General features: G+C 70.2%; 13 protein-coding genes and 1 pseudogene. 4 read left to right on the forward strand and 10 right to left on the reverse strand.

Going from position 1 to position 19,400, the window contains the following annotated elements; genetic code table 11:
- Positions 1–61 precede the first annotated feature (61 nt).
- From ACX9TP_RS29795 to ACX9TP_RS29805, 3 genes and pseudogenes are all read right to left on the reverse strand, one after another.
- A complete protein-coding gene (locus tag ACX9TP_RS29795) occupies positions 62–2,791 on the reverse strand; it encodes a bifunctional acetate--CoA ligase family protein/GNAT family N-acetyltransferase (RefSeq protein ID WP_482974025.1) in 2,730 nt (909 codons plus the stop codon).
- A gap of 688 nt (positions 2,792–3,479) precedes the next feature.
- Positions 3,480–3,584 (reverse strand): annotated as a pseudogene (locus ACX9TP_RS29800) (hypothetical protein); the annotation flags it as partial.
- 220 nt (positions 3,585–3,804) lie between these two features.
- Positions 3,805–4,470 (reverse strand): serine aminopeptidase domain-containing protein, encoded by a 666-nt coding sequence (locus ACX9TP_RS29805; RefSeq protein ID WP_482974026.1) that lies wholly within the window; start codon positions 4,468–4,470, stop codon positions 3,805–3,807.
- A gap of 236 nt (positions 4,471–4,706) precedes the next feature.
- Here ACX9TP_RS29805 and ACX9TP_RS29810 point away from each other — a divergent pair, with 236 nt between their 5' ends.
- The gene (locus ACX9TP_RS29810) at positions 4,707–5,744 is read left to right on the forward strand and encodes a hypothetical protein (RefSeq protein WP_482974027.1); all 1,038 of its coding nucleotides are present in this window, start codon (positions 4,707–4,709) and stop codon (positions 5,742–5,744) included.
- A gap of 190 nt (positions 5,745–5,934) precedes the next feature.
- Here the strand turns inward: ACX9TP_RS29810 and ACX9TP_RS29815 are convergent, their stop codons facing one another.
- Both ACX9TP_RS29815 and ACX9TP_RS29820 read right to left on the reverse strand, forming a co-directional pair.
- Positions 5,935–6,654, reverse strand: coding sequence for a siderophore-interacting protein (locus ACX9TP_RS29815; RefSeq protein ID WP_482974028.1), 720 nt, complete (start codon positions 6,652–6,654; stop codon positions 5,935–5,937).
- A 123-nt stretch (positions 6,655–6,777) separates the two neighbouring features.
- Positions 6,778–7,677, reverse strand: a complete 900-nt coding sequence (locus ACX9TP_RS29820) for an NAD(P)H-binding protein (RefSeq protein ID WP_482974029.1) — start codon at positions 7,675–7,677, stop codon at positions 6,778–6,780.
- A gap of 82 nt (positions 7,678–7,759) precedes the next feature.
- Between ACX9TP_RS29820 and ACX9TP_RS29825 the strand changes: the two genes are divergently transcribed.
- Together ACX9TP_RS29825 and ACX9TP_RS29830 are read left to right on the forward strand one after the other, a co-directional pair.
- A complete protein-coding gene (locus tag ACX9TP_RS29825; protein WP_482974030.1) occupies positions 7,760–8,785 on the forward strand; it encodes a LysR family transcriptional regulator in 1,026 nt (341 codons plus the stop codon).
- A gap of 80 nt (positions 8,786–8,865) precedes the next feature.
- Complete coding sequence (locus ACX9TP_RS29830) at positions 8,866–9,480, forward strand: DUF2378 family protein (RefSeq protein WP_482974031.1); 615 nt, start codon at positions 8,866–8,868, stop codon at positions 9,478–9,480.
- Positions 9,481–9,532: 52 nt separating this feature from the next.
- On the opposite strand, the gene ACX9TP_RS29835 is transcribed toward ACX9TP_RS29830, so the two are convergent.
- The 5 genes from ACX9TP_RS29835 to tgt all read right to left on the reverse strand — a co-directional run bounded on the left by ACX9TP_RS29835 (position 9,533) and on the right by tgt (position 17,462).
- Positions 9,533–13,696 (reverse strand): chemotaxis protein CheB, encoded by a 4,164-nt coding sequence (locus ACX9TP_RS29835; protein ID WP_482974032.1) that lies wholly within the window; start codon positions 13,694–13,696, stop codon positions 9,533–9,535.
- 411 nt (positions 13,697–14,107) lie between these two features.
- Complete coding sequence (locus ACX9TP_RS29840; protein ID WP_482974033.1) at positions 14,108–14,956, reverse strand: alpha/beta fold hydrolase; 849 nt, start codon at positions 14,954–14,956, stop codon at positions 14,108–14,110.
- Between the two features lie 103 nt (positions 14,957–15,059).
- Positions 15,060–15,377, reverse strand: coding sequence for a hypothetical protein (locus ACX9TP_RS29845; protein ID WP_482974034.1), 318 nt, complete (start codon positions 15,375–15,377; stop codon positions 15,060–15,062).
- A gap of 64 nt (positions 15,378–15,441) precedes the next feature.
- Positions 15,442–16,284 carry a tRNA (5-methylaminomethyl-2-thiouridine)(34)-methyltransferase MnmD gene (locus tag ACX9TP_RS29850; RefSeq protein WP_482982240.1) on the reverse strand — a complete coding sequence of 281 codons (843 nt, stop codon included), beginning with the start codon at positions 16,282–16,284 and terminating at the stop codon, positions 15,442–15,444.
- Positions 16,285–16,292: 8 nt separating this feature from the next.
- On the reverse strand, positions 16,293–17,462 hold the full coding sequence (gene tgt, locus ACX9TP_RS29855) for a tRNA guanosine(34) transglycosylase Tgt (RefSeq protein WP_482974035.1): 1,170 nt from the start codon (positions 17,460–17,462) through the stop codon (positions 16,293–16,295).
- A gap of 281 nt (positions 17,463–17,743) precedes the next feature.
- Here tgt and ACX9TP_RS29860 point away from each other — a divergent pair, with 281 nt between their 5' ends.
- Positions 17,744–19,342 (forward strand): ABC-F family ATP-binding cassette domain-containing protein, encoded by a 1,599-nt coding sequence (locus tag ACX9TP_RS29860; RefSeq protein ID WP_482974036.1) that lies wholly within the window; start codon positions 17,744–17,746, stop codon positions 19,340–19,342.
- Positions 19,343–19,400 lie beyond the last annotated feature (58 nt).

A 19,400-nucleotide genomic window follows, 5' to 3' on the forward strand; every position in this document is an offset into this window, starting at 1 on the left:
TGGCCTCGCGGCCGACTACTTGATTCAGGGTGTCCTTCGCGATGAGCAGCGTCCTCCTGCTTCAGAGCACCTTCACCGCCTTCACCATGTCCGGCGCCAGCTCTTCATGCGGGAGGATGGTGAAGCCCAGCTTCCGGCTGATGGTCTGCATGGCCCGGTTCCCCGCGAGGATGTCCGCGACGATTCGCTGCATCCCCCAGTCCCGCCCCACCTCCACCAGCCGGCGCAGCAACTCCGTGCCCAGCCCCTGCTTCTGCGCCTGGTCGCTGATGAGGATGGCGAACTCCGCGTCCTGCGGCCCCCGCAGCCGCGTCAGCCGCCCCACGCCGAGCAGCGACCCGTCCTTCCGCTCCGCAACCAGCGCCAGCTCCCGCGCGTAGTCGTTGAAGCAGATGCGCGCCAGCCGCTCGTGCGCCACCCGCGTGTTGATGTGCAGCAGTCCCGCGTAGCGCAGGAACACCGTGTGCTCGGACAGCGTCCGGTGGAACTCCGCCATCCGCGGCTCGTCCTCCGGGCGGATGGGCCGCAGCAGCACCTCCTCGCCGCTCGTCATCCGGTATGGCGCCACGTACTGCTGCGGGTACGGCTCAATCGCCAGCCCCGGCAGGTCCGCCTCCGCCACCGTCGGCGGGTGCAGCACCACGCGCGCATCCAGCGCGAGCAGCCGCTCCGGCGAGGCCAGCAGCGGGTTGATGTCGATTTCCTTCACGAAGCGCTGCTCCGCCACCAACCGGCTGAAGCGCACCAGCAACCGCTCCAGCGCCGCCAGGTCCACCGGTGGCCGCCCGCGCACGCCGTGCAGCGCCTGGTAGATGCGCGTCTGTTCCATCATCCGTCGCGCCAGCGTCGTGTTGAGCGGCGGCAGCCCCAGCGCCCGGTCCTTGAACACCTCCACCAGGATGCCGCCCGCGCCGAACAGCAGCACCGGGCCGAACTGCGCATCCAGCCCGCTGCCGATGATGAGCTCGTACCCGTCCAGCTTCACCATCGGCTGCACCGTCACGCCCTCGAACGCCTCCGCCTGCCCCAGCTCCGCCAGCCGCTCGCGGATGCCCCGGAACGCCGCGCGCACCGCGTCCGCGTCCGGCAGGTTCAGCCGCACGCCGCCCACGTCCGTCTTGTGCGCCACCGTGCGCGAGTGCAGCTTCACCACCACCGGGTAGCCCAGGGCCGCGGCCTCCGTCACCGCCGCGTCCTCCGTGCGGGCCAGTCGCGTCTCCACCGTGGGGATGCCGTAGGCGGCCAGCAGCTTCTTCGACTCGTACTCCGTCAGCAGCGAGCGCCCCGCCGCGCGGGCCTCGTCGAGCTGCCGGCGCGCCTCGTCGCGAGCGGCGGCGTGCTCCTCCGCCAGGGTGGGCGTCTCGTACAGGCCGGCCAGGTTGTACGTGTAGCGCCACATGTAATTGAAGATGCGCGCCGCCGTGTCCGGATAGCCGAAGGTGGGGATGCCCGCGTCGTTGAGGATGCGCTCCCCCGCCGCCACCTCCGAGCCTCCCATCCAGCTCGCCAGCACCGGCTTGCCGTGCAGCTTCGCGTAGGGCTTGAGCCGGTCCGCCGTCTGCGTGGGCTCGGTCATGTCCTGCGGCGTGAGGATGACCAGCAGGCCGTCGCTGTTCGGGTCCTTCCCCGCCACCTCCAGCGCCTTCGCATAGCGCTCCGGGTCCGCGTCGCCCAGGATGTCCACCGGGTTGCCATGGCTCCACTGCGGCGGCAGGAACCCGTCGAGCGCCTTGCGTGTGTCCTCCGTCAGCGCCGCCACCTCTCCGCCTCCAGCCACGAGCGCGTCGGTGGCGAGCACCCCGGGGCCGCCCGCGTTGGTGAGGATGGTGAGGCGGCGCCCCGCCGGACGCGGCTGCCGGGCCAGCGTCTCCGCCATGTAGAAGAGGTCCGCAATCGAGTCCACGCGCAGCACGCCGGTGCGGCGGAAGGCGGCGCTGAGCACCTCGTCGCTGCCCGTCAGCGTGCCCGTATGCGACGCGGCGGCCTGCGCGGCCTGCGCGGTGCGTCCGGCCTTGATGACGATGATGGGCTTGGTGAGCGCCACCTCGCGCGCGGCGGACAGGAATGCGCGCGCGTCACCGATGGACTCCATGTAGAGGAGGATGGAGCGCGTCATCGGGTCGTCCGCCAGGTAGTCGATGAGGTCGCCCCAGCCCACGTCCAGCATGGAGCCCACCGAGACGAAGGCGCTGAACCCCACCGCCTCGCGCAGGCTCCAGTCGAGGATGGCGGTGAGCAGCGCGCCGCTCTGACTGATGAAGGCCACGTTGCCCGGGCGGGCCATGGCTCCGGCGAACGTCGCGTTGAAGCCGCTCGTCGGCCGCATCACGCCCAGGCAGTTGGGACCGATGATGCGGATGCGCGCAGCCTGCGCCACCTCGAGGATTTCGCGCTCCAGCCGCGCGCCCTCCGGGCCCGTTTCCTTGAAGCCCGCGGAGATGATGATGGCGCCACGGACGCCCAGCTCCGCGCACTCGCGGATGATGCCGGGCACCACCGCCGCGGGCGTGACGATGACGGCCAGGTCCACCGGCTCGGGCAGCGCGCGCAGGGACGGCCACGCCTTGATGCCCAGCACGTTGGGCCGCTGCGGGTTGATGGGATAGACGGTGCCGCCGAACGGATTGCTGATGAGGTTCCAGAGGACGGTGCGCCCCACGCTCCCCGGGCGCTCGCTGGCCCCCACCACCGCCACGCTGCGCGGAGAGAAGATGACGTCCAGCGGCAGCCGCGTGTGTTGCTGGTGGAGCACGTTGTGGGACGGGTCCGTCTTCGGAGGGCGCGGGTCCATGGACACCGTCTTTGAAGCGCCGCCCGCGCGCGCGCAATGGCTTCGTCGTGCCGTCCGTGTGACAGCCGTCAGTGGCCTCCTCCGGGACCCGGAGGGAAACGCCAGGAGGAATGGCGCCCTCCGCGGGCCCACTGGAGTCGCTCACTGCCGTCCGTGGCTCGGGCCGAGCGGCACCCGGAGGAGTGCCTCCCCCGCGGGAGCCGCCGGAGTCGTCCGCCTTCGCCAGCGCGCGCCAGAGGGCCTCCGCCGATTCGAGGAGGTCCTTCTGGAATACCTCCTCGCGCCTGTCCGTCAGCGCGCGCACCCACTCGGCCAGCGTGCCCCACACCAGGGCTTCGCCCACCCTGGCACAGCCGGGAACCAGCGCCCCGTCCTGCTCTCCCTTCAGGAGTACTTCACGCACCAGCGCTCGCGCCGTACTGCCGGGCGCCGGCTGCCCGGCGACGTCCGGGTGCCGATGAAGGAAGGTGAAGGCGAAGGGGTCGGGCAGTCCCAGCGCCCAGTGAGTCAGCGCACTCCAGAAGGTGAAGAAGGCCTCGCGGAAGGTGACTCCGTCCGCCCCATGCTTGCAGAAGAAGGCCCAGTCCACCTCCCGGCAGAAGGAGTCCTCGTGGAAGGTCCGCACCGTCCGGGCGAAGTGCTGCTTGCTGCCGTAGCGCCGGTACAAACTGCCCACCGACATCCCCACGGACCGGGCCAGCTCCTCGGCCTTCACGTGCTCGTAGCCATGCCGGCCCAGCACCTCCGCCGAGCTCTGCATCATCCCCGATAGGTAATGCTCCGCGAACCCCATCCCCTACCCCTCCTGCCCCCCTTCCGGGGCGGCCGTCCCGTGGAAGGAATGTTCCTTCCACCATTCCCTTCTACCGGAGGGGGCTGACATGGACGGTTGGGGATGGAGCGCCCTTCCTTGAAGGTAGGCCCGCGGGTCGCTGAGCGGGACGCGGAGGGCGCGTGCCCCGGCCCCTGCGACGGCGCATCCCCGACATGGCAGAGCCCACCCGCGACTTGAATCAGTCCACCAGGAAGTCGGAGATGATTCCGTTGATCTCCCGCTTCTGTGCCTCGGTCGCTCCGTCCCACATGTCGTCGTGGCGGGTGCCGGCCAGTGGGATGACCTTCATGCCCAGCGCGCGTTGCTCCTCCACGTCAGGAAGCACGCCCTCGTCCGCCACCTGGTCGCTGGAGCGGAGGGAGAGGACCCGTGGCACCCGCGTCCTCGGTAGGGGCATGCGCCGGTTGTCGAGCGAGATGACCTTTTCGACCCGCGCCGCATGCTCGTGCGCAAACAGCATGGCGATGTCGCCACCGTTGCTATGGCCCACCAGCAGCAGGTGCTCCACATCCAGCTCCGGGTGCATCCGCTGTAGCGCCTGACGCACGAAGAGCAGGTCTTGCACGCCCTGCTCCCAGTTCGGTCGGCGGGCCTCACGAAGGTTGCCGCTCGTGGCCAGGGGCGGGTCGCCGGGTAGCTCGTACTGGATGCTGGCCACGAAGTAGCCATGCGCCACCAGGTTGCGGGCGATGAAGGAGTAGTCGGTGTGCTGGGCTCCGTGGCCGTGACAGAGCAGCGCGAGCCTGGGGCGCGGCCCCACGGCGTCCCGGTAATACAGGGCCAGGGGAACGGAGCGGCTCCGGGCCGGGTCGAACAGCGCGAGTTGCTCGGTTCGGAGGGCCACGTCGGGCGGTGTCGCGACCTGGGCCGTGACGGCTCGGCCGGCGGGAGCGCAGCCGGCAGCCAGCTCGAGCACGACCAGCACAAATGCAAGAGGGACTCGCATCGAGCGAGAGTGCCTCATGGCTGCGCCGGTTGTCCCCCTACATCCGTCAAGCCCGCGCCGCCCCCATGGAGATACGCTCACGCGACGAACGGCCTGGCCTTCAGCAGCGTCCAATGACGATGGGGACCCACGACTTGAAGAATGCATTCCGCGGTGTCGTGCACAGTGGCTGCATCACCGACGAGCGCAACCTCGCGCTGGTCGTCAGCCACCCGCATCCCGACAATGACCACGGCGGCGGGCCGGGCCCCGTCAAGGAGTGGAACGAGCCCTACGACCCGGAAGCGTTCCAGAGTCTCATCGACTCCGACTTCGACCCCGACGACGTCCGCTTCGAGGTCGACGGGTTCCAGCACGTCGCGGTGTGTACGGAGGGCACCTGGACGTTGGAGGAACTGCCGGGCGCTGGAACCATCGAAGCGCTGTGCCTCCAGGGCGCCCACAGCCTGGGCGCGCTGCTCTCATACGGCGGCTCGGCCTTCCACGCCGCCCTTCGCGAGCGCGACGGAGGCCGCTGGGAAGTCCTCGAGTACAAGGGACTGCCGCCGGGGCTCGTCGAGACGCGCGCGTGCTTCAGCGGAGCCGACATCGTGCTCGCCGGGAGTCTGTCGTACGCGTCCGATGCTCCGTCCGAGGTGGGCGTGCTCGTGCGCGGTGACGGGGGCATGACGTGGACGCACTCGCTGGGACAGACCCCGGGGCGGGTGCTCGCGCTGGACAGCTGTCCTGGTGAAGACGGGACGAGAATCCTCTATGCCGGAGGCACGGGACTCTGGAGACACGCGCAGGGCCGCTGGCAGGAGGTACATCCCTACCTGAGCGGCGAAGTGACGTACGTCCGCTGCTTCCCCTTGGGCGACGTCGTCGCGGGCACGACACGAGGCGACGTCATCACCGGGAACGGAGCGAACTGCCGCGTCATCGCACGGGTCGACCCCATCCATTCCGCCGAGCGGTGGGGTGACAGTTTCTACGTTGCGGACCCGGAGCGGGTCTACCGCCTGGACGCGTCCGGCTTCGAGCGTTGCACCATTCCCCTCGTGGACTCCGTCGGCCGGATTCCCACCGTGGGCAGGCTTTCCACCGGCGGCGGCCGCCTCTGGCTGGCTGGGAGCCACGTCCTCGCGTCGAGCGTGGACGGCAGGACCTGGACGACGCACCCGGTGCGCTGAAACGGCCCGTGGTAAGGCCGCTTCAGTCGAGCCCGCGCTTCCCCTCAGCCGTGGGAAGGCTGCTTCAGTCGAGCCCGCGCATCCCCTCAGCGGTGGGAAGGCCGCTTCAGCCAAGCCCGCGCTTCCCCTCCTCCGTGGGAAGACCGCTTCAGTCGAGCCCGCGCTTCCCCTCAGCCGTGGGAAGACCGCTTCAGTCGAGCCCGCGCTTCCCCTCGGACCAGTACGCCTTCACCTTCTGCGCCGCGCCCACTCCGTCCGCCCGCAGCCGCGAGCGCAGCGCCTGGATGGCCTGCGCCCGGCCCGTCATGACGAGGCTCGCGCCCGGCCGCTGCTCCAGCACCGTGCGAAGGCGCTCCGCCACCGCGGGCAGGTGCGCCTCATCGGGCGTGCGCTCAATCACGGCGCTCCCCGACAGGTGGAGCTCCCGCAGCACCGCCGCGGACTCCTCGCGGGAGGAGACCTCGAAGACCTGCTCGACGCCGCCCACGCCGGCCCGCAGGTTGCGCAGCGCATGGGCCACGGCGAAGGACGTCTCGTCGCCGAAGAGCACCACGGGCCCCTGGAGCGCCGTGAGCGGCAGCGAGCCCCGCGGCCCCATGAACTGACAGCGGTCCCCCACCCGCACGTTGCGGCCCCACTGCGCGCCGGGGCTGTCGCCGTGCAGATACACGAGCAACTGTGTCGTCCCGCGCACCGCGTCCCACGCCAGGGGCGTGTACGTCCGCATCCCCACGCGCGGGAAGAACACCTGCACCTTGTCGCCCGCGCTCCAGGGCACATCGCGCAGCCCCGCCCCCGCCAGCTCCAGCCAGCGGAAGCGCGGGGAGACATCCCGCACCTGCTCCACCGTCGCGTCGCGGAACAGGAACCGCCCCAGCATGCCTCCGAGAATCGCCTTCCCTGACGCCATCCGAGTCACTCCCGGGGGCTCGCCGCCCCCATTCACGCGGGCCATCCTCACACCGGCGCACCGGCGCGAGAATGAACCCGTGTGACGGAAGCATGAAGAAGCGTGAAGTCCGCCGGTGGGGGCTCAGGCCGCGGCCGTGGCCGCCTGGTCCACCGCGGGCTTGAGCACCTCGCGCGCCCACTTCGCCAGGGTGGTGGGCGTGGTGGTCTGCGGGGAGCGCGGCTCGGCGGCGTCCATGCGGCCGTCGATGATGGCGCCGTACATCTCCGCGTACATGTCCACCATCCACGTCGGCATGCCCGCGCCGGCCATGCCCTTGCGCGCGTCGTCCAGCGCCACCTGCACGTAGCGCACGGGACGGCCGAGCGCCTCCGAGAGGATGGGCTCCAGCTCCGCGTAGGAAACGTGCGCCGGGCCCTGGATGCCCACGTAGCGGTGCCCCTTCCAGCCGGCGTCGAGCAGCACCTCGGCCGACTTCACGGCGATGTCCGCCACCGCCACCATGGGCACGGCCTTGGCGCGGGGCATGGGCATGAACAGCGAGCCCGTCTTCGCCAGCGTCGCCACGTCGCGCAGGAAGTTCTCCATGAAGAAGCCCGGCCGGAGGATGGTGACGTCCGGGCAGACGGCCTTGAACGCCTCCTCCACGGCCAGCAGCGCGCCCACCGGGCCGGTACCGGGGCCGTTCTGCGCGCCCACGCTGGACAGCACCACCACGCGCTTCACGCCGTGCTTCTTCACCGCCTGCGCGGCGGTGCGCGCCGTCTCCCCCGCCCAGGACACGAAGTCCGGACGGATGGCCGGAGGCGTCAGCCAGAACAGCGCCTCCGCGCCCGCCAGCGCGCGGTCCAGCACCGCCGCGTCGTCGGTGGAGCCCGCCACCAGCTTCGCGCCGCGCTTCACCAGGTCCGCCACCTTGTCCGCGCTCCGGCTGATGACTGTGAGCGAGCGGCCCGCGGCCAGCAGGCTCAGCGCCAGGGGACGGCCGATGTTTCCATTGGGGGTGTTGATGACGATGCTCATGGGGTGTCTCCGGGGAACGTCGAGATGGGCGTAAATTGCTCGCGCTCCCGCCATGAGGCCACTGCATGTTACTCATGGGCACATGAGCACCCCTCATGTCCGCCGTCCCCCCGCCTCCGTGCCGCCCGCGCCCACGTCGGCCGCCATGGACCTGTCCGGCATCAACCTCAACCTCATGGTGGCGCTGGACGCGCTGCTGACGGAGGCCAACGTCACCCGGGCCGCGGCGCGGGTGGGCGTCACCCAGTCCGCCATGAGCCACTCGCTGCGGCAGCTGCGCGAGCTGCTGGGAGATGCGCTGCTCATCCGCGGACGGGGCGGCATGGTGCGCACGCCGCGCGCGGAGCAGCTCGCCGCGCCGCTGCACCGCGGGCTGCTGGAGTTGCAGCGCGCCCTGCGCAACGAGCCCGTCTTCGAGCCCGCCACCGCCCGGCGCCGCTTCATCCTGGCCACGGGGGACTACTTCGCCGCCACGCTGCTTCCGGAGCTGCTCGTGGTGCTCAGCACCGAGGCCCCGCACGTGGACCTCGTCGTCCGCCACCTCATCCCCGACCAGGTCACCTCCCTCATGGAGAGCGGCGACGTGGACCTGTGCGTGGCCGCCTTCCCCGACTCTTCCCTCTCCCTGCGGCAGCAGAAGCTCTACACGGAGGACTTCGTCTGCGTGGTGCGCGAGGGCCACCCCGCCGTCCGGAAGGGGTTGGATCTGGAGACGTACCTGCGCCTGCCCCACGTCCTCATCAGCCCCCGGGGCGAGGGGGCCGGCGCAGTAGACACCGCGCTGGCGGCGATGGGGCGCTCACGGCGCATCGCCCTGCGCCTGCCCTACTTCCTCACCGCGCCCCTGGCGGTGGTCCACTCGGACCATGTGCTTACCGCACCGCGTCGGCTGGTGGAGACCTTCACCGGCAACGGGGCCTGGCCCCTCCGGGTCCTCCCCCCGCCCCTCGCGCTCAGGCACTTCGACGTCCTTCAAATCTGGCACGAGCGGTTCGACTCTGACCCGGCCCACCGCTGGCTGCGAAGCGCAGTCGCACGCGCCGCCGGAGTCACTGGCGACCTACCCTCCAGGTCTTCACGGCGGGTGCGCAGGACGCAACCTTCCTGACACTCCCGGACAGAGACACTGAACGCAGATTCAATGGTGGGCGAGCATCCCACGGCCCTGGCGTTGTAGGGTGGTCTTCTATGACTTCTTCCGAGAAGCTGGTTTTCACTCAAACGGTCGAAGCGCTCTTCGTGCGCGCTCTGGAGAACCGTCTGACGCCGGCGTGCCGAGAGCACCTGCGTCGGGCGGGGCTGGACCTGGAGCAGAAGCTGGAGCGGACCTACACCTTGGAGCAGTGGAAGGAGTTCCTCCGCATCGCCGCGGGTCACGTCTATGGAGGCGTCCCCGCCGAGGCGGCGTACTACTCGCTGGGCGAGCGCTTCATGGACGCCTACTTCGGGACGTTCTTCGGCCGGGCCCTGCTGGGCGTCGTCCGGCTGGCGGGCCCCCGGCGCATGCTCCTGCGCGCGGCCATGGGCTTCCGGGCGGGCAACAACTTCAGCGACGTGGACATCGTCGAGCGAAGCCCCACGTCCATGGAATTCCGGATGAACGACGTGCTGGCGGACCTGCCCACCTTCGCCTCGGGGCTGCTGACCCGGGCGGTGGAGTTGTGCGGCGGGTGGCGCGTGGTGGCGGTGCCCGAGGAGTTCGACGGCACGTCGGCCACGTTCCACATCCGCTGGTCGGAAGTGCCCGTCGAGGCCGCCCTCAGCGCCACCGGTGACGGCGGCGCGTCGCGGCCCCGGGCGTAGGCGGCCCCCCCACGGGCTCCCGGTGCTGGCGCGCCCGGGAGCCGGACGTGGGCTACAGGCCCGGGAGCGACTGTCCCTCGTCCAGGATGTACGGAGGGACGCCCCCGGGCCCGGATTCCGGGGGTGCCGCGCCTGCCCACATCTCCGCCACGGTCTCCACGAGGCGGTCGATGTCGATGGGCTTGGCCAGGTGCCGCTGGAACCCGGCGTTGAGCGCCTCCCGTTGGTCCGCGTCGCTGACCCGTGCCGTGAGGGCTATCGCCGTGACGTCTCCCCCCCGCTCGGAGCCGAGGGCCCTCACCTTGCGGATGAGGGAGTAGCCGTCCTCGCCGGGCATGGCGATGTCGCTCAGGAGGACGTCGGGCTGGAAGTCCTCGATGAGCGCCAGCGCCGCCGCCGCGGACTCCGCCGTCAGCACCTCCGCGCCGGCCTGTCTCAGCAGCTCGGTCGCGGCCTCGCGTGTCCCCAGGTCGTCATCCACCACGAGGATTCGCAGGCCTCGTAGCAGTGAGGCGGCACCCGCGTTCAGGGACGGGGAGCCGGCCCGGGCGTGCTCCGGCCTGGCGATGAGCGCCGCGCCGGTCGGTTCCTGGCGGACGGGCAGGAGCGGCAGGAGGACGGTGAAGGTGGCTCCCCGGCCCTTGCCCTGGCTCTCCGCCTGCACCGTCCCCCCGTGGAGCTCCACCAGGTGGCGCACGATGGCCAGCCCCAGGCCGAGCCCACCGAACACCCGCGTGGTCGAGCTGTCCTCCTGCATGAACCGGTCGAAGATGCGCTGCAGGGCCTCGGTCTCGATTCCGGCCCCGCTGTCGCTCACCCGCAGCCGGGCGTGTCCATTCACCGGCTCGAGGGTGACTGTCACCCGCTGACCGTCCGCGGAGAACTTGATGGCATTGCTGAGCAGGTTCCACACGACCTGCTGCAGCCGCATCGGGTCTCCCGAGATGGGCCCGAGCGACTCATCCAGGGAGACGTCGAGCTGGATGGACTTCCGCTCGGCCTGCGCGGCCACGCTCTCGAGCGCGGCCTGGACCACCGCGGGCAGGTGGAGCGTCTGGAACCGCACCCGGAGCTTGCCGGTGACGATGCTCGAGACATCCAGCAGGTCATCGATGAGCTGCACCTGCAGCTTCGTGCCCCGCTCGATGGCCTCGCCCGCGCGCCGGAGCCTGGCGTTGTCCATGTCGCCGCGGCGCAGCAGCTGCGCCTGCATCAGCATGGTGGAGAGCGGCGTGCGCAGCTCGTGGGACAGGGTGGCCAGGAACTGGTCCTTGGCGCGGTTGGCCTTCTCGGCATCCTCCTGGGCCCGCTGCGCCCGGGCGAGCAGCTCCGCGCGCTCGGTGATGTCCTCGATGGCGAGCAGGAGCATGGGGACTCCGGTGCGCGAGTGGACGGGGCGCGCGGAGAGCGACATCTTCCGGCTCCCCAGGCGGGGGAAGGCGTGCTCGACCTCCAGGCCCCGCAGGAGCGTGTTCTTGGCGAGCATCTCCCCCAGCGAGGTCCGCAGCGCCGGCACGTCCCACGCGCCCCCGTTCAGCTCGAAGAGGCGCTTGCGCTCGACGTCCGCCGGCGAGCTCCCGAAGGCCTGGTAGAAGGCCCCGTTCGCCGACAGCACGCGCAGGTCCTCGTCGAGGACCAGGAGCGGCACCTGCACGGCCTCCACGATGCCCGCGGCGTAGTCACGCGCCCACTCCACCTGGCGGAGGTGGTGCTTGAGCGCGTCGATGTCGATGAGCGACACCATGGCGCCGTCGATGGTGTCCTCGGTCGTCCTGTAGGGGCGGATCTGCATCCGGTGCCAGCGGCCGGCCCTGTCCTGGACCTCGGACTCCCGCATCACGGCCGTCTCGATGACCTCGGCAATCTGCGCGTCCAGGTCCGGCACGCTGATGTTCAGCGTGATGTCGCTGATGGGCCGCCCCACATCGGACGGGAGGATGTTCATGATGCTGCGTGTCTTCGGCGTGAAGCGCCGGATGCGCCGTTCGAGGTCCAGGATGAGGACCGGGATGTCGACGACGTTGATGAGGTTGACGAGGTCTCCGTTGACCAGGTGCAGCTCATGGTTGCGGCTGTGGAGCTCGTCGTTGACCGTGGTCAGCTCCTCGTTGGTGGACTGGAGCTCCTCCTTGGCCGTCTCCAGCTCCTCGTTGAGGCTCTGGAGCTCTTCGTTGCCCGAGACGAGCTCCTGGTTGGCGGAGGCGAGCGCGTCGTTGGTGCGGCCATGCTCCTCGAGCAGGGACTGGAGGTAGTCCTTCGTGGCGGCCAGTTCGAGCTTCAGCGCGGGAGCGGTGCGGCCCCCCTTCTGCTTCGCCGCGGAGACGGTCCCCTTCCGGGCGGACCTGCGCCCCCCCTTCCCGGGCAGGGCCACCTCTTCGAACAGCACGACATAGAGGAACTCCTGCCCCGCGGGCGGCCCCGTGGCGGGTGCGGGAATGACGACGATGTCACACAGCAGCGGGGGGCCATTCTGGGCGACCTGCACGCCCTCCACCCGGACGGGGGCGAGCTTCTTCCTCGCCTGGGCGAGCGCCACGCGCAGCGGGGAGAGCAGCCCTTCACGCGCCATCTTGAGGACGTTGAACTGGGGCTCTCCCGGCGCGGGCTCGAGGTAGGGGCCGGTGTGGCCACGAAACTGGACGATTTCCAGCTTGTCGTTGAGGACGACTCCCGGCGGCGCGTACCGGCTCAAGAGGAGGCGATCCACCCGTCTCGCCGAGTCGGGAGGGGACGTGACGGGCGCCAGGGCGGCGCGGCCAGGCGCCTGCTTCTCGTCCGGCAGGAGCTCGGGGCCTCGCGAGAACCGGAGCTTGCTGCGCCCCGCCGCCCGCGCCAGGAGCTTGTGGGCCTTGCTCACGGACGAGAAGAGCTGGTTGGACCCCGAGATGCTCTCCGTATGCCCGAGCAGGAGGAAGCCCGGGGTGTTCAGGCAATAGTGGAAGGTGGCCAGCACCCGCTTCTGGAGCGCGGGGGTGAAGTAGATGAGGACGTTCCGGCAGGTCACCAGGTCCAGCCTGGAGAAGGGCGGGTCCCGGGCGAGGTCATGCCGGACGAAGACGCACAGCTCGCGCACGGCCTTGGCGATGCGATAGCCACCATCCACCTGCATGAAATAGCGCGCCTTCCGCTCCTTGTTCAGGTCGCCCAGGGCGCTGTCCGGGTAGAGCCCGGCGCGGGCCTTGTCGACGGCCTGCGCGCTGACATCCGAGCCGAAGATCTGGATGGGGTATTGGCCCTGGCGCTCTCCCAGGAACTCCAGCAGGCAGATGGCCAGCGAGTACACCTCCTCGCCGGTGGAGCACCCCGCCACCCACAGCCGGAGGGGGGCTCCCGCGGGCTTGTGCTCGAGGAGCACGGGGAACACGTACTTCTTCAGCGCCTCGAAGGCCTCGGGTTCCCGGAAGAAGGAGGTGACGTGGATGAGGATGTCCTCGTAGAGGGCCCGAGCCTCCTCCGGGGCCCCCTCGATGAGCTTCACGTAGTCCGGCAGGTTGTCCACGCGACGCAGCGCCATCCGGCGGGCGAGCCGCCTCTGGACGGTGGCCGACTTGTACTCCCTGAAGTCGATGCCGACGACGCTGCGCACCCGGGAGAAGAGCCGCTCGAGCGCCTCGTCACCCTGGGCGTGCCGGGGCCGGTCCGACATACGCTCGGTGGTATAGGCGTGGCGGCTCAGCCGCACGAGCTCCTGGGCGAGCAGCGGCAGCGGCAGGCAGGAGTCCACGACCCCGGCCTGGACCGCGCTCTGGGGCATGCCTTCGAACTTCGCCGACTGCGGGTCCTGCGCCAGCGCGATGCCGCTCGCCTCCTTGATGGCCCTGAGCCCTTCGGTGCCATCCGAGGCGGTCCCCGAGAGAATCACGCCGATGGCGTGGCTTCCACGAGCGGCGGCGAGCGCGCGAAGGAAGAGGTCGACGGGCAGATGCGGCTTGCCCGGCGCGTCCACTCGCGCCCGCAGGCTGAGTACGTCATCCGAAAGCTCCATGTCCGCGCCTGGCGGGATGACGTAGACGCGGTTGGGCTCCACGCGCATCCCATCCGAGACCTGGAGGACCGGCATCTGGGTCGCCGTGGACAGGGCTTCGCTCAGGAAGCTGGTGTGCGAGGGGGACAGGTGCTGGATGAGGACGAAGGCCATCCCGGTGTCGGGAGGGAGCTCCGCGAGCAGCTGGGTGAACGCCTCGAGCCCTCCCGCGGACGCACCGATTCCCACCACGGGGAAGGACGCCCTGGACGTGCGCTTGGGAGACTGGACGGTGGGGCGCCTGGGCGTTGCTCTCGCGGGGGCAATGGGACGCCGGGCCTTCGCAGGCCCGGCCTTGCTCGACGGCTTCTTCACAACAGCAACCCCTGTTCTGTGCGGAGCGTCTCGCCAACGCGACTCCTACGTCCCAGGCGACTCCCTGACGTAATCAGGTTTTTCAGAGACTGAAGGTCTCAACGGTATGGGCGCCATGACGAGGGGAGTCAATGGAGACCGGACAAAGGTAAAAATAGGTGTCCTCTTGTGCCTACGCCCGGCGGGGGCCACGCCTTCCCGCTGTCAGGCAAGCGAGCACAGGGAGGCCCTGGTGGGCGGAGGAGGCGCTGCGATGCCGCCCGTCCTCGCCACCACCGCGGGAGGCACCTAGCGCGCGGGTCCGAGGTGCCCGTCGAGGAACGCGAGGATGCGCCGCCCGCACGCCTCCGGCTGCTCCAGGGGGAACAGGTGCGTGGTGCCCGGGAGCTCCTCGGTGCGGACTCCGGGCACGGTGCGCCGCACGCGCTCCAGGGCCTCCGGGGTGAGCGTGTCCGTGTCACCGCCGCGCATCACCAGCGTGGGCACCGTCACCTTGCGCAGCGAGGACCACACGTCGACGGGAATCGTCTCGAAGATGCGCGCCTCCCACGCCGCGGGGATGGTCAGCCGGACGCCGCCTCCGGGGGCCTCGACGAGGCCGTGGGCGAGGTAGTCCTGGAAGGACTCGGGGTCGAAGCGCTGGAAGAGGGACTTCTTCCCGTAGCTGGCGGCCACCTCCTCGCGAGAGCCCCACGCCTCACGGCGGCGTCGCGCGCCACTGGCCAGGGGAATCCGCCCGCGCAGGCCCAGCAGCGCCGCCGCGCGGAGCATCCACAGGCGCTTGCCGGTGACGAGCACGGGGTCCAGCGCCACCACGGCCCGGAACAGGCCCGGTGACTTCACGGAGGCGAGCAGCGTGGCCACCCCGCCCACGCTGTGCCCCACGCCCACCACGTTCTCCAGGCCGCGCGCCCGCAGCGTGTGGGCCAGTTCGTCCGCCAGGTCCGTCCAGCTCCCCAGCGTCAGCGGGTCCTCGCCCGGAACGAGACAGCGGCTGCGCAACGTGAAGACGCGGTAGCGCGTCTTCAGCGACTCGATGAGCTTGCGGTAGCTGCCCGGAGGGAAGCCGTTGGCGTGGGCCAGGTGCAGCACCGGGCCGGTGCCGCCCCACTCATCCAGTTCCAGAGCGTCGCGCATCCCCTGCCGCATACTCCGGACGGCCCCGGGTGTCTTCAGCAGGTGTGCGGGGAGCGCCCCGCCCGGACACCCGGGGGTGAAAGCCGCACAGCGAGGCGCCGTGCTACTTCACCGCGTCCGTGGCCTGCGCCTCGGCCGGCGCCGCCGCCGGCGCCTCGGCCGCCTTCAGCTCCTCCTTGCAGCTCACCGTCTGTCCCGCGGCGCTGCAGATGAAGCGGTGCCCACGGCACTCAGCGGTCCAGGGCGTCACCTGGTCGCCAATGCCAAACGAGTCCTTCTCGCCGGAGATCTTCAGCTCTTCAGCAGGGCAGCCAATGGCTCCCGCGGAGAGGTTCGCGTACTGCTGCTTGCTGACAGTCACGCAGCCGGAAGCAGCCGCGAGGACGGGGACCAGGACGAGGGTACGGAGATAGGAATGCATGGGCGGCTATTTACCGCATGGGCTGTCTGGAATGCAGCCCCCCGGACCGCCGGCAAAACCACACTCACCGCCACTGCGGATGTGACAGCACGCGCGTCTCGACTTCGGGCGTGAGCGCCGCGCCGTGGGGTGCCCGCGACGACGAGCGCTTCCACCGCTCCAGCCACCGCTCGCCCAATGGCAACTCCAGGGACTCACGCCGGGTGGCGCCCACCGTTGTCTCGCCCTTGGTGCCGGTGGACACGCCGGCCCCCACGTAGAAGCCGGCCAGCAGCAACGTCACCCGCGTCGGCGTGGCCGCGCTGTACGTCAACAGCAGCGTCCCCTCGCCCTCCTCGCGGCAATGCCTGCGCACCCGCGCCAGCACGCCCTCGGTCCACATGTCCGGGTTGGACGCCGGGGAGAACGGGTCGAAGTACACGAGGTCCGCCACCGGCAGCGCCCCGTCCAGGTGCGGCACCGCGTCCCCCAGCAGCAGCCGCCAGCGCACGCCCTCCCCTTCCCACACGCCGTCGCGCATCAGCGCCTCGGCCGCCTCGCGGAAGGGCTGGAGGAAGGGGAAGCCCGCCGCGTCCGCCAGCGCCAGCCGCAGCGGCGCCAGGTCCACCTCGAAGCTCACCACCTCCAGCGTGCGCCGCTGCTCGGCGCCCAGCGAGCGCGCGCAGGTGAGCGCGGCCACCGCGTTGGTGGCGGCCCCCAGGCCCACGTCGTGGATGACCAGCGGCGGGCCCGGCTGGCGCAGGCGCTCGGCCAGTCGCGCCTGCTCCACGTAGAGCCGCAGCGCCTCCTGCCACGGGCCCACCGAGGGGTGCATCACCTCGCCATGGCCCAGGTGCCGCACGGCGCGCGCCCCGTTGCGCAGCGTGACGACCTCGAAGTCCCCGTCGCGCGGATTGGCCGGTGCCAGCTCGCCGCTCACCCGACCTCCTTCAGCGTCACCTCGCGCGCCCCGGCCTCTTCCTTCAAATCCTTGGGCGTGGCGACGGCGGCCTTCAGCTCCCGCGCCACCTGGTCATAGGTGCCCGCGAGGATGCCCGCGCGGATGCGGCCCATGAGCTTCTGGTAGTGCCGCACGTTGTGCACCGACAGCATCCGCGAGCCCAGGTGGTGCTTGCCGCGCATCAGGTGCTGCAGGTACCCGCGCGTGTAGCGCTTGCACACGTAGCAGTCGCACTCGGCATCCAGCGGCGCGTCGTCCAGCCGGTACGCGGTGCGCGTAATCCGCACCAGCCCCTGGAACGTGTACGCATAGCCCTGCTGCGCCATCTTGGTGGGGATGATGCAGTCGAACATGTCCACACCGCGCAGCACCGCTTCAATCAAGTCCGTGGGAGTCCCCACGCCCATGAGGTAGCGCGGCTTGTCCGCGGGCAGCGACGCGGTGGCGCGCGCCGTCATCGTCTCGCGCTCCGCCTTCGTCTCGCCCACCGCCAGCCCGCCGATGGCGAAGCCGTCGAAGGGCAGCTTCGTGAGGAAGTCCGCGCTCTCGTCGCGCAGGTTCGGGTACACGCCGCCCTGGACGATGCCGAACAGCGCCTGCCCCGTGTCGTGCTTCGTCTTCGCCTGGAGGCTGCGCACCGCCCAGCGGTGGGTGCGCTCCATGGCCTCGCGCGTGCCCGCCTCGTCCGTGCGCGAGTCGATGCACACGTCCAGCACCATCATGATGTCCGAGTTGATCGCCTGCTGCATGGCGATGCTCGACTCGGGGCTGAGCAGCTGCCGGCTGTTGTCATGGAAGCTGCGGAAGTGGGCGCCCTTCTCCGTAATCAGCCGGTCCTCCGGCAGGGAGAAGATCTGAAACCCACCCGAGTCGGTGAGGATGCCGCCGTCCCATTGCATGAAGGGGTGGATGCCCCCGAAGCGCTTGAACACCTCCGGGCCCGGCCGGAGCATCAGGTGGTAGGTGTTCGCCAGCAGGATGCTGGCCCCCGTCTCCTTCACCTCCTCGCTGCCCAGGTGCCGGAAGGCGGCATGGGTGGCCACCGGCATGAACATCGGAGTGAGGAAGGAACCCCGGCGGGTGTGCAGGATGCCCGCGCGGGCGCCGGTGGGGTCGGTGGTGACGAGCTCGAAGCGGACGGCCATTGAACGGCCCTTATACCCGCCACACCCGGCCGGCACCGCATCCATCTGCCCGGCCCGCTCCCCCACCCCCGGGCCCTGGCCCCCGAGTGGCCCCCTCCCCGCCCCCAGGGCAGCCGGCCAGGGGGCGGCCCGTGTGGGAGAACCCCGGCACCCCGCCTGCCCGGACGGCGGCATTTTCCGGCCCCTCCCGACGGTTACATTGGGTCACCGCGAACGGGCCGGGACTTGAATCACCTTGCTTCTTTGGCCCACCGCGCCATTTCCGCTACAACGCCGCCGCCATGTTCAACGTCATCAACGTCTCCAAGGCCTACGGGCCCAAGAAGCTGTTCGAGGAGGTCAACGTCACCTTCTCGCCGGGCCGCCGCTACGGCCTGACCGGGCCCAACGGGGCCGGGAAGTCCACGTTCATGAAGATCCTCGCCGGGGACGAGGAAGCGGACATGGGCGACATCATCCGCCCGCGCAAGCTCGGCATCCTCCGCCAGGACCACTTCCGCTACGAGGAGGACCGGGTCCTCGACGTGGTCGTCATGGGCAACAAGGCCCTGTGGGCGGCCATGACGGAGAAGAACGCGCTGCTGGCCAAGTCGGACATCACCGAGGAGGACGGCAACCGGCTGGGCGAGCTGGAGGGCGTCATCGCCGAGGAGGACGGCTACTCCGCGGAGAGTGACGCGGCCACGCTGCTCGCCGGCCTCGGCATCGAGGAGGCCTTCCACGAGGGCCCGATGCGCCAGCTCACCGGCGGCCTCAAGCTGCGCGTGCTGCTCGCGCAGGCGCTGTTCGGCAAGCCGGACGGGCTGCTGCTCGACGAGCCCACGAACAACCTCGACATCGACTCCATCCGCTGGCTGGAGACCTTCCTCCACGCGTTCGAGGGCGTGCTCATCACCATCAGCCACGACCGGCACTTCCTCAACTCCATCTGCACGCACATCGCGGACATCGATTACGAGGCCATCATCCAGTACACGGGTGGCTACGACGACATGGTGCGCCAGAAGGCGCAGCTGCGGACGCGCGTGGAGTCGGAGACGGCGGAGAAGAAGAAGAAGATTGCCCAGCTCCAGGACTTCGTCGCCCGCTTCAGCGCCGGCACCCGTGCCTCGCAGGTGCAGAGCCGCATCAAGCAGATAGAGAAGCTGAAGTCGGACGACCTCAAGCGCTCCAACATCGCGCGCCCGTTCATCCGCTTCGACCAGAAGGTCGTCAGCGGCAGGCAGACGCTGATGATTGAAGGCATCCACAAGTCCTTCGACGGCCAGAAGGTCATCAAGCCGTTCAACGCCCTGGTGTGCAAGGGCGAGAAGATCTGCGTCATCGGCCGCAACGGCGTGGGCAAGTCCACGCTGGTGAGGATGATTGCCGGGCAGCTCGAGCCGGACGGCGGGAAGATTGGCTGGGGCCACCAGGCCTCGGTGGGCTACCTGCCGCAGGACCACCACGGCGTCGTCCGCAAGGGCACCACCTGCTTCGGCTGGCTGCGTGACTTGCACGACAAGCTCACCAACGAGGAGATCTCCGGCGTGCTGGGCCGGATGCTCTTCTCCGGTGAGGAGCGGATGAAGAACACGGACACCCTCTCCGGTGGCGAGACGGTGCGCCTGCTCCTGTCCAAGCTGATGATCATGCAGGACAACGTGCTGGTGCTCGACGAGCCCACCAACCACCTGGACCTCGAGTCCATCGCCGCGCTCGCCGAAGGGCTCCAGAAGTTCGAGGGCACGGTCATCGTCGTCACGCACGACCAGGAGCTCATCTCCGAGGTGGCCACGCGCATCTGGTCGCTCCAGCAGGGCCAGGAGGTGCTGGACTTCAACGGCCCCTACTCGGAGTTCGTGGAGAAGCACGCCGCCGCCGCGACGCAGCGCCGCTAGCCGAAAGCAGCGCCCCGGCGCTGAAGCACGAATCGCCGCCCGTCACCGGGGAAGCACT

Source organism: Pyxidicoccus sp. M15, assembly GCF_056858435.1.